The 14257-nt window shown below is 73.8% G+C and carries 11 protein-coding genes; 10 read left to right on the top strand and 1 reads right to left on the bottom strand.

What is annotated here, in order from left to right:
• Positions 1–3: 3 nt before the first annotated feature.
• From AB0B76_RS47450 to AB0B76_RS47480, 7 genes are all read left to right on the top strand, one after another.
• Positions 4–564 (top strand): isochorismatase family cysteine hydrolase, encoded by a 561-nt coding sequence (locus AB0B76_RS47450; protein ID WP_360389150.1) that lies wholly within the window; start codon positions 4–6, stop codon positions 562–564.
• 153 nt (positions 565–717) lie between these two features.
• Positions 718–1941 (top strand): hypothetical protein, encoded by a 1224-nt coding sequence (locus AB0B76_RS47455; RefSeq protein WP_360389153.1) that lies wholly within the window; start codon positions 718–720, stop codon positions 1939–1941.
• A 5-nt stretch (positions 1942–1946) separates the two neighbouring features.
• Positions 1947–3692, top strand: coding sequence for an Hsp70 family protein (locus AB0B76_RS47460; RefSeq protein ID WP_360389156.1), 1746 nt, complete (start codon positions 1947–1949; stop codon positions 3690–3692).
• A 94-nt stretch (positions 3693–3786) separates the two neighbouring features.
• Complete coding sequence (locus AB0B76_RS47465; RefSeq protein WP_360389158.1) at positions 3787–4596, top strand: hypothetical protein; 810 nt, start codon at positions 3787–3789, stop codon at positions 4594–4596.
• A gap of 22 nt (positions 4597–4618) precedes the next feature.
• Positions 4619–5173: a hypothetical protein gene (locus tag AB0B76_RS47470; RefSeq protein ID WP_360389161.1), complete on the top strand. Its 555-nt coding sequence runs from the start codon at positions 4619–4621 to the stop codon at positions 5171–5173.
• A gap of 2 nt (positions 5174–5175) precedes the next feature.
• The gene (locus tag AB0B76_RS47475) at positions 5176–7029 is read left to right on the top strand and encodes a ThiF family adenylyltransferase (RefSeq protein ID WP_360389164.1); all 1854 of its coding nucleotides are present in this window, start codon (positions 5176–5178) and stop codon (positions 7027–7029) included.
• Between the two features lies 1 nt (position 7030).
• On the top strand, positions 7031–7660 hold the full coding sequence (locus AB0B76_RS47480) for a hypothetical protein (protein ID WP_360389167.1): 630 nt from the start codon (positions 7031–7033) through the stop codon (positions 7658–7660).
• Here the strand turns inward: AB0B76_RS47480 and AB0B76_RS47485 are convergent, their stop codons facing one another.
• Positions 7661–10990 (bottom strand): glycoside hydrolase family 3 C-terminal domain-containing protein, encoded by a 3330-nt coding sequence (locus AB0B76_RS47485; RefSeq protein WP_360389170.1) that lies wholly within the window; start codon positions 10988–10990, stop codon positions 7661–7663.
• Positions 10991–11306: 316 nt separating this feature from the next.
• Between AB0B76_RS47485 and AB0B76_RS47490 the strand changes: the two genes are divergently transcribed.
• From AB0B76_RS47490 to AB0B76_RS47500, 3 genes are all read left to right on the top strand, one after another.
• Positions 11307–11792 carry a roadblock/LC7 domain-containing protein gene (locus AB0B76_RS47490; protein ID WP_360389173.1) on the top strand — a complete coding sequence of 162 codons (486 nt, stop codon included), beginning with the start codon at positions 11307–11309 and terminating at the stop codon, positions 11790–11792.
• Positions 11793–11853: 61 nt separating this feature from the next.
• Entirely contained in the window at positions 11854–12537 is a 684-nt protein-coding gene (locus AB0B76_RS47495; protein ID WP_360389176.1) for an RraA family protein, read from the top strand.
• A gap of 128 nt (positions 12538–12665) precedes the next feature.
• Positions 12666–14237: an Ig domain-containing protein gene (locus AB0B76_RS47500; RefSeq protein ID WP_360389179.1), complete on the top strand. Its 1572-nt coding sequence runs from the start codon at positions 12666–12668 to the stop codon at positions 14235–14237.
• Positions 14238–14257 lie beyond the last annotated feature (20 nt).

The raw sequence follows: 14257 nt of genomic DNA on the forward strand, positions 1-14257 counted from the left end.
CGCATGTCCGAACGCCGCCTCGTGCTGCTCGCCATGGACTTCCAGCAGGACATCGTCGACCGGGCCGGCGGTGGCGCCGCCCTCGCCGCCGTGAGCCGCGCGATCGAGGCCGCCCGCGCCGCCGCCATCCCCGTCATGTACGTCCGCGTCGCCTTCCGCCCCGGCTACCCCGAGGCCGCCCCGGCCAACCCGGTCTTCGGCGCCATCCATCGGTCCGGCGACGCCATGACCCAGGACCACCCGGCGACCCAGCTGCACGCCGCCCTGCCGGTGCGCCCGGGCGAGCCGGTGATCCTCAAGCGCCGGGTGAGCGCCTTCGCCGGCAGCGACCTCGACGTCCTGCTGCGCGCGGCCGGCGCGACCGACCTGGTCCTGGCGGGCATCTCCACGAGCGGCGTGGTCCTGTCGACCGTGCGCCAGGCCGCCGACCTGGACTACGCCCTGACCGTCCTGTCCGACGCGTGCGCCGACCGCGACGAGGAGGTCCACCGCGTCCTGACCGGGAAGATCTTCCCCCGCCAGGCCGCGGTGGCGACGGTCGACGAGTGGATCAAGGCGCGCTGAGCCGGAATGGATCACACCATCCGCCGGGGCCCGACACCGGACGGACAGGCCGCGGTACCTGTAGGGATCGGACCTTCGCGCGGACATTGAGGCGCCCGGCGCCCGGTTGCTAGAACTTGGGGCAGCCGGTCCCCGATGTCCTGTGAGGCCTATGTGTTCGGGCTCGATTCGCTGCTCGTCGCCGTCCTCGGCGGACTGGCGCAAGGCATCATCGGGCGGGCCCGGGACATGCTGCGCCAGCGCGACGACCGCCGGGGATTCGCCGAGCGGCAGCAGCTGCTCAGCACGCTGCGCCGCGAGGAACAGAAGCTGCAGAGCGAGCAGCGCCGGGCCGAGCGCGAGGTCCAGGGCATGCTGACCGAGCGGCAGGCCCGCCGCGACCACGGGCGCGCGGTGGAGCTGGTGAAGTTCGAGGCGCTGGCGTCGCTGCAGCAGCAGCGGGCGGCCATGCGCGAGGCGCAGACGCCGTTCCAGTTCGACCGCGCCGAGGTCCGCCGCGTGCTCGACGAGAAGCTGCGCGCCGGGCCGCCCGTGCTGCTCATCGCGCCGTTCTTCGACGACGCGCGCAGCGGGCCGCAGTTCGACGTGGCGCTGCGGCGCACCTGGGAGTCGCTGCCGTGGTCGGACAACCTGACGAGCCTGGCCGGGCTGTTCCGGCGGCCGCTGCAGCAGGCCGACGTCGACCTCATGATGATCGGCGACGCCTTGCAGGGGCGGCCCGCGGTGCTCATCCACGGTGACATCCAGGCCGGGCGGCGCGTGTGGACGTCGCTGCTGGGCTTCGGGCTGATCTCGGGCGGCCCCGACGACCTGCTGAAGGTCAACCTGCCGAAGCTGCACCTGCCGGAGACCGCGGCCGGCGGCGACGAGCTGCTCGCGTTCCAGGACCAGCTGTCCGAGCTGTGCGGCACGGTGGCCGGCGTGTTCGGCGACTGGTACCACCTGCTGCGCAGCGGCCGCCCGCCGCAGGTGCACCGGCAGTGCCGCGACGAGGCGGTGCGCCGGAGCCTGGGCGCCGCGCTGGCCGGCGCCTACGACGTCGCCGCGGCGAAGGGCCGGCTCGGGCAGGAGGAGGCCAGCCTCGGGCAGGCCCGCGTGCTGGCCGAGAGCGGCCTGGGCCACGCCGCGGCCGCGCTGGCCGGCGCCGTACCGCGGGCGGCCATCGCCGGCAACCGGGCGCTGCGCGAAGGGTGGGCCGGCATCGAGGAGCTGACCGGCCACGACCTGCACCTGCCACCCAGCGCCCCGGCCGAAACGGCCCGCGACCCGCACCGCCCGTCCGCTGAAACCGGCCGCGATCCGTTTCAGCCACCCACCGGCGCCGCCGAAACCGACCGCAAGAAGGCGGAACGAGCCGCCGACTTCTTCCTGGGGTAGCCGCGATGACCAACCACCGCCCACAGACGCAGCCGCCCCAGCGGGCCCGCCGCTTCCCCCGCCACGCCCGCCCGCGCGTGGCCGCCGCCATCGACTTCGGCACGCACGGCAGCGGCTTCGCCTGGGCCTTCACGAGCGAGGAGCAGCGCCCGATCGCCGAGCGCCGGCTCACCTTCCACATGGAGTGGATCGACCAGCCGGCGCCGTACGTCAAGACGCGCAGCGCCCTGCTCGTCGACGGCGGCGGCGCGATCCTCGACTGGGGCTTCGCCGCCGCCCGGCGCTACAAGCTCGAGTCCCGCGGCGGCGCCGCCATCGCCCTCGAGCACGGCTTCAAGATGCGGCTGCCCGACGGTGACCCGGCCGCGGTCGAGCTCGTCACCGGATACCTGCAGGAGTTGTACCGGTACGCCGTGGAACGCATCACGGGCGAGGCCCAGGTCCGCGAGGAGGAGATCCGCTGGTGCGTCACCGTCCCGGCGATCTGGCGCGACCGCGAGCGGCACCTGATGCGCCGGGCCGCGGTGGCCGCCGGGATGCCCGACGACGTGCGGCGGCTGCTGATCGCGGTCGAGCCCGAGGTCGCCACGCAGTACTGCCAGGGGCATCTGCAGCTCGCCACCGCGGACGACGAACCGGACGAGGCCGGCGACTGGAGCATGCTGGTGATCGACGCCGGCGGCGGCACCGTCGACCTGAGCTCGTTCCGGATCGACGATCGCGGTTCGCTCACCGAGCTCGGGCACGCGTCCGGCGGCCCGCACGGCGGCACCTTCGTCGACCGGGCGTTCCTGGTCAACGTGCTGGCCAAGCGGATCGGCGGGGACCTGCTGCAGCGCCTGCAGGTCGACCTCCCGGCCGCGGTGCTGGAGATCCTGGACAACTGGGAGCGCGACAAGCGATTCTTCGACCCCTCCCGCGGTGCGCCGTTCAACCTGCCGCTGCCCGTGAAGCTGTACCAGCTGCTGTCCCAGGAGGGCCGCCTGTCCCGGTTCGCGGCCTCCCAGCAGGGCATCGAGGAGCCGATCGTCCTGAGCAACGCCGAGGTCAAGGCCGCCTTCGACGAGGTCGTGGAGCCGATCCTCGCCCTCGTCGACGAGCACCTGGTCCGCGTGGCCGGCCAGCTCGACCACGTGTTCCTGGTCGGCGGGTTCGCCCAGTCGCCGTACCTGCGCAGCCGCCTGACCCAGCACCTCGCCGGGCGCGCGGCCGTACAGGTGCCGCCCAACCCGGCCTCGGCCGTGCTGGCCGGCGCCGTGCACTTCGCCCTCGACCCCGACGTCGTCATCGCCCGCAAGAGCCCGCGCACCTACGGCATCGCCACCAACCTGCCGTTCGAGGACGCGGTGGACCCGCCCGACCGGCTGCTGCCGGGCAACGGCAACGGCCAGCGGCTGTGCATGGACCGGTTCGAGGCGATCGTGCAGCGCGACGACCTGCTGCCGGTCGACACCGAGCGCAAGATCACGCTGTTCCCGGTCAGCGACACCGAGACCGAGCTGGAGCTGGTGATGCTCGGTGCCGAGGCCGCCGGGGTGCCGCGCTACGCCGACGAGCCGCAGGTGCACGTGCTGGGGACGGTCAACGTGCCGATCGGCCCGGCGAACGGGCGCGCCGCCGCCGACCGGGGCGTGGTGCTGACCCTGGCGTTCGGCGGTACCGAGATCGCGGTCACCGCCGTCGACGCGACGAGCGGGCACACGCTGCAACACCGGATCACCTTCGCGAGCATGGGCAGGGGCGGGGCATGAGCGGTCCGGAGCGGAGCGGATGGGCCGCGATCAACCGATACAGCTGTTCCGGCTCAGGCCGGCGCCGTTGTCGATGCGAGGCGGAGGTGACGGGATGAGCAACGCATCGCGCCGGAACGAGCCGTTCGGCCTGGCCGACGCCTACCACTGGCTGCTGTCGCTGCGGCAGACCACGGAGCACCACGGGGCCCGGCTCACCGAGCTGGGCCAGTCGGTGAAGCAGGTGGCCGCGTCGCTGCGGGAGGTGCAGGAGGCGGTCGCGCGGCTGGAGATCCGCCGCGACGGGGCCGACGGCGCGACCGCCGCGCTCGAGGCCGAGATCAACCGGCTGAGCCTGGAGATCGCCGCGCTGACCGAGGAGCACGACGACCTCGACGGGCGGTTCACGCAGGTCCTCGCGGCCCGCGCGACGGCCGCGCCGGGCGCCGCGGCGACCGCGCGCCACGTCGAGCACCAGGAGATCGCCGAGCGGTTCCGCACCTTCATCGACCAGGAGATGACCAGCGCCGCGCGGGCCGCGGTGCTGGCGAAGAGGCGCCGCGCCCTGCGCCGCCCGGAGCCCGACCAGGAGCAGATCGCCGAGCGGCTCGCCGAGCTGTGCCGCGCGATGTTCGGCGGCCCCGACATCGACGAGGCGCGGCTGCGGGGGCTGCTCGAGGAGGCGCCGGACTGGCCGGTCCGGCTGGCCGCCACGGGCGCCGAGCTGCGGTGGCGGGCCCGGGCCGCGAGCCCGGAGGGCACCTGGGACTTCGAGGCCAAGCCGGGTCAGCCGGCCGACGCGCAGTCCCAGCGGGTCTGGGGCGAGTACCGGCCCGACGGCAATGTCGCCGGGGTGGTCGCGCCCGCCTACGTGGTCGCCGGGCGGGTCTACGAGCCGCAACGCGTCACGACACACAGCCATTGACGTCCGTAAGGGAGCGCCGGAGATGTCAGACATCGACCTGAACGAGGTCCGCGACCGCATCAAGCGCGCCCAGCGCCGCGGTACGCCGTACCCGCCCGACCCCGCCGATCGCGTGGTCGTCGACCGCGAGGGAACGATCCGGCTCGGCGACCAGTCGGCCGGCGAGCCGGTGTCGGTCGTGCACCAGGCCACGTTCGCGGCGCTCGACCGGATGGTGCGCGACCAGCAGACCGCGCGGAACAAGCTGCCGCGCAACACCGTGTTCATCAACGAGACCGACGTCTCCGGCTGGCTGTACTCCATCACCACCGAGCTCGGCCACGAGTACACCCTCTTCGCCTACTTCGACGGCACGGACTACAAGGTCAAGCTCGTGGCGCCGGAGCTGGAGGGCAAGCTGCCGGCCCACGGCGCCCACCTCTACGGCAGCGGCCTCATCTGCCTCGACGAGCGCAAGGGCTCCGGCCAGGCGACCCTGGAGGAGGCCTTCTCCAAGTCGGTGCTGTGGGCCCTGGGCGTCAGCTACGTCCGCGAGGGGTTCACGTTCCCGTTCTCCATCAACAACGAGAACGACTAGCCGTGGCCGCCTCCCTGCCGACCCTGCGCATCACCGACTACGCCCTGCAGTCGCTCGTCGAGGCGCTCGGGTCCCGCGCGCCCGAGCAGGGCGGCGCGCTGCTGGGCATCCGCGGCGCCGACGTCGTGACGACCTTCCTGCACGACGTCGACGCGCCGGTCACCGCCGTGGAGTACCACAACACCGACGCGCTCGGCCGGCAGATCCTCCAGATCGAGACCGAGACCGAGGCCCGGTTCAAGGGCATCGTGCACTCGCACCCGCGGGGCATGCCGCACCCGTCGTCGCAGGACCTGTACGAGTACGGCCGCAGCCTGGTTCTCAACCCGGGGATGTCGCAGTACCTGGCCGTCATCGTCACCTTCGGCACGAGCCGGCCGCCGGAGGCCCACGAGGTGATCGTCGACGGCAACGCCCGGGTCTCCTGCTTCGGGGCCCGCTCCGGCCGCGACGGCGTCGGGCTGGTCCGGCTGCGCCCGCGGCAGATCCCGATTATGGAGGCGGTCCGCCGGGCCGGGCTGCGCTTCACCGAGGGTGAGCCGGTGCTCGTCGACATCGACGGCACCCCGATGATCTGCGGGCAGGTCGAGGGGGCCGGCTACGACGACGCTTCGCTGCTGTTCAGCACGGACTTCCCGGCGGTACCGCCGCTGCTGCTCGACTTCGCCGGCGCCGCGCAGGAGGAGCCGCTGGCCTGGGACCTGCGGGTGCGCCCCGTCGACCGGCTGACGCGGGCCCTGGAGGCCGCACGCGACTACCGCCGGTTTCGCTCCGCGCCGCACCGCCCCGCCGCCGGACCCGCCGGGGTCGATCCGGCGCCTGTACCGCCGCCTGCGCCCGAACCGGACGTGACCGCCGCGGCCGAACCGCCCCTGTTCGCCCGGACCGGGGGCATCCTGTCCACCCGGCTGCGCGAGCGGCGGGCGCTGGTCGTCGGGGCCGGCTCCGTCGGCTCGTACGTCGCCGAGGTCCTCGCCCGCTCCGGCGTCGGCGCGTTCACGCTTGTCGACCCGGACCGGGTCGAGCCGGAGAACCTCGGCCGCTCCGGGTACCTCACCGCCGACGTCGGCCGGCCCAAGGTCGACGCTCTCGCCGGGCGGCTCCGGGCGATCAATCCGGCCGTGCGGGTCGACCGGCACGCCGCCGCCGTCGACGACCTCGACCGGGCGGCGCTCCTGGCCGAGGTCCAGGGCGCCGGCCTCGTGGTCGCCGCGACCGACGACAACCACGCCCAGCAGCGCCTCAACCACCTGGCCTACTGGTCGGGCACGCCGGCCGTCTTCATCGGCCTGTACGCCCGCGCGGCCGGCGGCGAGGTGATCGTCACCTACCCCGGCGGCCCCTGCTGGCAGTGCAGCACCGGCAACGCGCGCATCGACCGCGCGCCCGGCGTACGCCGCGGCACCGACTACGCGACCGGGCGGCTGGAGGCCGAGCCGGGCCTGCTCACCGACATCCACTTCGTCAGCGCGGCCGGCGCCAAGCTCGGCCTGGCCCTGCTGCACGGCGACGGGGACGGCGGCGGCCTGCGGGCCTTCCTCGAGGAGCCCCGGCAGCGGCACATGGCGACCGTGGCCTTCGCGATGGTCCCGCGCTACGAGCTGTTCCACCGCGTCCTCGGCCGCGTCCCGGGCCAGTACGCGTTCCAGAGCATCTGGATGTCGGCCCAGCCGCAGCCGGAGTGCCCGGTCTGCGGCGAGCCGGCCGGGCGCAGCACCCCCCTCGCCGCCCCGGCCCCGCCGAGCACCGAAACCCTGCTGCGCCACCTCACGCCCGACCAGGCCGCCCAGTTCGGCCTGGTCACCCAGCGGCCCCCGGCCGAGCAGCCGACCCTGAACCCGGCCGGCGCCGACTGACATGACGAACGACGACCTGAACAAGATCCGCGACGCGGCCCGGCGCGCCCGGGGCGACGCACCCGGACCGCCGCCACCGGCCCCGGCCCCGGCCCCGGCCCCGCGCCCGCCGAGCGACTCCCAGGTGGCGCCGCCGCCCCGCTCCACCCCGCGCCCGGCCCCGCGCGCCGCCCAACGCCCCGCGGGCGGCGGGCAGTTCGGGATCCGCCTGCAGCGCGGCGGCTGGACGCTGCTGACCATGCTGCTGGTCATCTGGCTCGTGGGGGTGGTGTGGCAGACCTGGTTCGGCCACGGGTACGAGCCGGACGAGGGCCACGACGTCGGCCGGTACGCCGCCCGGGCCCAGGCCGCGCTGGCGCTGCTGTGCCTGGTCGCCGCGTTCGCCCTGACGATGGTCCTGGGGCGCCTGGGCGCCTGGCTCGGGGTGCTCGCGGCCGCCGTCGTGGCCCGCTTCCCCGAGTGGGTGCCGGACCCGCTGGGGGAGTGGAGCGCGCGGCACGTGCCGGGCTGGTGCGCCTCGGCGCTGCTGGACCTCGGCGGCTGGTACGGCGAGCGCCTGCGCCTGGTCGCGTACGGCCTGTACCCGGTGCTCATCCTGCTCACCATGGTCCAGGCCGTCCGCCGGCGCTGATCACGCGTACAGGTTCACCTCCGCGATCGACCACCAGCTCGTCGACGTGCCGGTCTGGACCACTCGCACGTAGCGCGCCGTCGTGGCCGGGAACGTCGCGGTCACCAGGGCCGCCGATCCCGCCCCCGTGGCGATCGGCGCGCCCCAGGTGACCCCGTCGGCCGAGGTCTGGATCTGGTACCCGCGGGCGTAGTCGGCCGCGCTGCCCGCCGAGTCCATGCGCAGCTCCTTGAACGTCCGCGCCGCGCCCAGGTCCAGCTGGAGCCACTGGCCGCCGGTCATCGGGGTGCCCGTCGACCAGCGGGTGGCCGCGTCGCCGTCCAGGACGCGGGCCGGGACGTCGGTGCCGCCCGTGGCCGAGGCCGTGGCCGTCCAGCCCGTGCGGGGCAGGACGCCACCGGCCGGGGGGACGGTGCCGGACGTGTCCAGGTTCAGCTCGGCCACCGACCACCAGCTCGTCGACGTGCCCGTCTGCACGATGCGGACGTAGCGGGCCGTCTGGGCCGGGAACGTGGCCGTGACCAGCGCGCCGGTGCCCGTGCCCGTGGCGACCGGGGCGCTCCAGGCGGTCCCGTTCGACGAGACCAGGATCTGGTAGCCGCGAGCGTAGTCGGCCGCGCTGCCCGCCGAGTCCATACGCAGGCGGTCGAAGGTCTGGGCCGAGCCGAGGTCGGCCTGCAGCCACTGGCCGTTGGCCATCGGGGTGCCGGTCGACCAGCGGGTGGCCGCGTTGCCGTCGACGGTCCGGGCCGGGACGTCCGCGCCGGCCGAGGACGAGGCGGTGACGGTCCACTCCGTGCGGGGCAGCGGCGTCTCGGTGGGTGTCGTGCCGCCGATGGTCGCCTGGCCGGTCAGGCGGATGTCGCGCGAAGAGGCGCCGACGTAGACCTGGTGGGTGCCGGCGGCCGTGGTCCAGCCGGTGCCCCAGTACTGGAAGCTGCGCGCGTCAAGGGTCATCGTCACGCGCTGGGTCTGGCCCGGGCTCAAGGTGACCCGGGCGAAGCCGCGCAGGTTCTTCGGGGGCTCGCCGGTGGCGGCGGGCGGCCCGACGTACACCTGCGGCACCTCGGAGCCGGCCCGCGGACCCGTGTTGGTGACGTCGAACGCGACCGCCACGCGGCCGTTCGCGTCCGGGGTGCCGACGGACAGGCCGGCATAGGCGAACGAGGTGTACGACAGGCCGTGGCCGAACGGGAAGAGCGGCGCCAAGTTCTGGGCGTCGTACCACCGGTAGCCGACCTTCAGGCCCTCGGAGTACTGGACCTGGCCGTTCTGCCCGGGCCATTGCGCCGCCGTGCTCGCCGGGACGTCGGCCAGGCGGGCCGGGAACGTGACCGGGAGGCGGCCGGTGAAGTCCGTGTCGCCGTAGAGCAGGGCGGCGAGGGCGTTGCCGTCCTCCTGGCCCGGGTACCATGCCTCGACGACCGACTTCACGCTGTTCACCCACGGCATGGTGACCGCGGAGCCGCTGTTGACCACCACGACGGTGTTCGGGTTGGCCGCGGCCACGTCGGCGACGAGCTGGTTCTGGGCCGCGGCCAGGTCGATGCCGGCCAGGTCGGAGCCCTCCGACTCGAAGTTGTCGACGAAGACCACGGCGGTGGCGGCGCCGCGGGCGGCCGCGATCGCCTGGTCGTGCACCGACTGGCCGGGCGCGGACCAGCCCAGGGTCAGGTTGCTCGCGCCGCCGCCCTGGAAGTAGTCGACCTCGACGCCGACGTTCTGCCCGGCGGTGAGGGCGACCGAGCCGGTGCGGGTGGTGCTGCCCTGGTTGAACCAGTTGTTGATCACCTGCTGGCCGTTCACGAGCAGCCGGCTGCCGTCGTCGCTGGTCAGGGAGAACTGATACGTGCCGCTCACCGTCGGGTGGAGGGTCGCGGTGTACCGCGCCGACCAGTTCGTCGCCGCGACGCCCGGGGCCGGGGAGGCGCCGCCCCACACCTTGTCGATCGTGCTCTCGGCGCGGGTGAGCACCGCGGCGCCGGAGAGGTCGGTGCTGTTGTAGTACGCCGCCGTCAGCCCGGTGAACGCGCTCGCCGGCACCGGGGGGAGGGCGCCGTCGGCGGCCGCGATGCCGGGCGCGTAGACGGCGGAGGCGGTGCGGGCGTGGATCGCGTCGTAGGGCGTGACGAGGTAGGGCGCGTTGACCGCCGCGCTGCCGCCGCCCTGGACCATCGCGCGGGTGCCGCCGCCGGGGCCGATCACCGCGACCGTCGCGCCGCCGGTGAGGGGGAGCGTGCCGCCGGCGTTCTTCAGCAGTACCGCACCCTCCTGCGCGACCTGGCGCGCGACGTCGGCGTGGGCCGGCGTGGTCACGACCGCGGCGGTGTCGACCGTCTGCGCCTTGTCGAACAGGCCGCGGCGGAACATCGAGAGCAGGATGCGCCGCACGTGGTCGTCGACGGTAGCGGCGGACACCTGGCCGTTCTGCACCGCGGTGGTGAGCGCGGCGCCGAAGTACTGGCTGCCCGGCATCTCCATGTCGAGGCCGTTGTTCGCGCTGGCGACGGTCGAGTGGGTGGCGCCCCAGTCCGAGGTGACGAAGCCGGTGAAGCCCAGGTCGCGCTTGAGCACGTCGTTCTGCAGGGGCCCGTTCTCGCAGGCGAAGGCGCCGTTGACGGCGGAGTAGGAGCACATCGCCGAGTCGGCCTGGCCCTGCTGGACGGCGGCCTCGAAGGCGGGCAGGTAGATCTCGCGCTCGGTGCGCGCGGCCACGACCGCGTTGTCGGCCAGGGTGTTGCGGTTGGTCTCCTGGTTGTACGCCGCGTAGTGCTTGACCTGCGCCATCGGGCCCTGGGCCTGGATGCCCTGGATGTCGGCGGCGCCGATCTGCCCGGCCAGGTACGGGTCCTCGCCGAACGACTCGAACGCCCGGCCCCAGCGCGGGTCGCGCACGATGTTGATCGTCGGCGCGAGCACGACGTTCGTGCCCTTGCCCCACTGCTCGGCGCCGAGGACCTCGCCGTAGCGGTGGGCGAGCGCGGTGTCGAAGCTGGCCGCGGCCGCGACCGGGGCGGGCAGCTGGGTGACGCCCGTGAACCCATCGCCGGCTCCGACCGGGCCGTCCTGCAGGCGCAGCTGCGGGATGCCGAGCCGGGTGTTGGCGTCGACGCAGCCGGCGAAGCCGCAGCCCGCCCCGCCGTGCAGCATGGTGAGCTTCTCGGCCTGGGTCATGGCGGCGAGCAGCTCGTCGGCGCGCTGGGCGGGGGTCTGGGTGGCGTCGCGCCAGGGTTGGTCGGCGGCCTCGGCCGTGCGGACGCCGGCGACGAGGCCGCCGGTCAGCGCGGCGGCGAGGACGGCGGCGAGCACGGCACGGTTTCTGGACAGCATGGAGCTCCGTTCGGCGGTCGGGGCGGCGACCGCGAGCCGGTTGGGAGAGCGCTCTCCGAGCCTCGCGCCCGGTGCCCGGACTGTCAAGGGCGCCGAGGGTTCGGCGCGGATTCGTCGCACACGCATGTGCGACATTGCGGTTCGGCGGCGGCCGGCGACCGAACGTCACCGGAGGATCGGTCGCCAGGTCAGATGGCGATTGGCCGAGCGTCTGAAACCTGCGTCGAAACGTGTTTCGAAAGATCCGCTTGTGACAGGCTCAGCTGCGTTCCACATGCATTTGGAGGCAGGCTTGACCAGCACAGGGCCTCGAGCTGTGACCTTCTTCGGGACTGCGACGCCGCCCGACGCGGACGGTTTGCCCCGCCGCGGCGGCGGGGAGCAGGCCTGGGCCGGCACCACGCCGGCGTTCGGCACCAGGATCGATCCGATGGCCGCCGCGCTCGCGGCGGTCCGCTCGGAGCTGGCCGACCTGCGCCTGCGGGTGCCGGGCGTGCGGGGCGCGGCCGTCGGCGGGGTCGACGGCCTGCTCATCACGCACGACCTGCCGCCGGGCCTGGAGGCGGCCGACCTCGCGGCCCTGGCCGCGACCACCTACGGCCTGGGCCGCCAGACCGCCATGGTGCTCGGCCAGAGCCCGTTCCGCGACGCCACCCTGCGCAGCGATGGCGGGTACTTCACCGTGTACTCCATCAACCCGACCACCCTGCTCGCCGTGCTCGGCGACGACGGCATCAACGTGGCCCGCCTGCACCTCGAGGCGCGCCCAGCCGTGGCCCGGGTCGCCGCGCAACTGCCGTAACCGAACCACCCGCGCCGGATTGGCCGCAGCGCCCGTCCCGGGGGCGGGCCATGATGGCCGCGTGCCCGACTTCACCGACCTCACCACCCCGCTCGTCGCCGACGCCTGTGTGCGCGCCGGCCTCGCGCCGCGGATCGCGCCCGCCGGCATCAGGCCCGTCCTGGCCGGGACCCGCCTGGCCGGACGGGTGCTCCCGGCCCGCCACTACGGCAGCGTCGACGTCTTCCTCGAGGCCTTCGGCGCGGCCGCGCCCGGCGACGTGCTCGTCGTGGACAACGGCGGGCGCACCGACGAGGCCTGCATCGGTGACCTGACCGTGCTCGAGGCCGCCGCGGCCGGGGTCGCCGGCCTCGTCGTCTGGGGCCTGCACCGCGACACGGCCGAGCTGGTCGAGATCGCCCGGCCCGTCTTCAGCTACGGCGCCCTCCCGCTCGGCCCCCTGCGCGCCGACGAACGCGAGCCCGGGGCGGATGTCCGATTCGGGCCGCACGTCGTCACCGGCGGCGATCTGGTGGTCGCCGACGACGACGGCGTGCTCTTCCTCGCCGCCGACCGGGCCGACGAGATCGTGGCCATCGCGCGGCAGATCCGCGGGACCGAGCGTGAGCAGGCCCGGAAGATCCGCAGCGGGGAGACGCTGCGGCAGCAGACCGTGTTCGACGAGTACCTGCGCCGCCGCGCCGCCGACCCGCAGTACACCTTCCGCCGGCACCTGCGCCGGGTCGGTGGGGCCATCGAGGAGTAACGCAGGGCCAGGCAAAGGGTCCGCCGTCGTTGACGGGGAAGTTCGTCGATGTGAGGGTGCGAATCACATTGACGGGCGGCTACGCGTAGCCCACGACCGCCGCGCGTACCCCAACGAAGGGATCCCCCATGCGCAAGAGACGGACACTCGCAGTCGGCGCGGCCATCCTCGCCGTCGCCGCGAGCGTCGTCGCCGGCCCGGCGCCGGCCCAGGCGCTCGCGGTCACCGGCCTGGGCTCGACGATCGCGCTGAACAACTGCTCGGGCTCGCTGGTGCGGTGGCCGCAGTCAGTGGACTCCGACCGGGCCATGCTGCTGACCAACGGTCACTGCTACGAGAACGGGTTCATCCCCGCCGGCCAGGTGTACACGAACCGCACGAGCAGCCGCTCCGGGACGCTGCTGAGCGACTCCGGCGCATCCCTCGGCACCGTCCGCGCCGACAAGCTCATCTACGGCACCATGACGGGCACGGACGTGTCGCTGTACCAGCTCACCGACACGTTCGCGCAGATCAAGTCGAAGTACAGCAACACCACCGCGCTCACCGTCGCCGCCGCCCGTCCGGCCGACGGCACCGCGATGACGATCCCGTCGAGCTACTGGAAGCAGGTCTGGACCTGCTCCATCAACGGCTTCGTGCCCACGCTGCGCGAGGACACGTGGACCTGGCACGACTCGATCCGGTACAACTCCGGCTGCCAGACGACGCACGGCACGTCGGGCTCGCCGATCATCCGGACGTCGGACCGGCAGATCATCGGCATCAACAACACCGGCAACGACGACGGGCAGAGCTGCACGCTCAACAACCCGTGCGAGGTCGACGCGAACGGCAACGTGACCGTCCACCAGGGACAGTCCTACGGTGAGCAGACCTACTGGTTCACCACCTGCCTGAACTCCGCGCGCGCGATCGACCTCACGGTGGCCGGCTGCATGCTGACCGGCGCCACCGCGCCGGGCAACACGGTCACCGTCGCCAACCCGGGCGCGCAGACCGCGACGGTCGGCACGGCGAAGTCGCTGCAGATCACCGCGACCGACTCCGCCTCGGGCCAGACGCTCACCTACTCGGCGACCGGCCTGCCCGCGGGCCTGAGCATCAACGCGAGCACCGGCCTGATCTCGGGCACGCCGACCACGGCGCAGACCACCACGAGCACGGTGACCGCCCGGGACACCACCGGCGCCACCGGCAGCACGTCCTTCACCTGGACGGTCGGCGGCGGGGGCGGCGGCACCTGCAGCGGGCAGCAGATCACCAACGGTGGCTTCGAGTCCGGCGCGACCGGCTGGACCGGCACCACCGGCGCGATCGGCCAGTGGTCCTCGCAGGGCGAGGCGGCGCACGCCGGCACCTACAGCGCCTGGCTGCTGGGCTACGGCTCGACGCACACCGAGAGCCTGTCGCAGTCGGTGACCATCCCGGCCGGCTGCTCGGCGACGCTGACGTTCTGGGTGCACATCGACACCGCGGAGACCACGACGACGACGGCGTACGACAAGCTGACCGTCACCGCGGGCTCGACGACCCTGGCGACCCTGTCGAACCTGAACAAGGCGACCGGGTACGTCCAGAAGTCCTACAGCCTGAACGCGTTCGCGGGCCAGACCGTCACGCTCAAGTGGAACGGCACCGAGGACTCCTCGCTGCAGACGTCGTTCGTCATCGACGACGCCGCCGTCACCGTGAGCTAGGACAAACCGGTGGGCGGGAC

It is taken from the genome of Dactylosporangium sp. NPDC049140 (assembly GCF_040648435.1).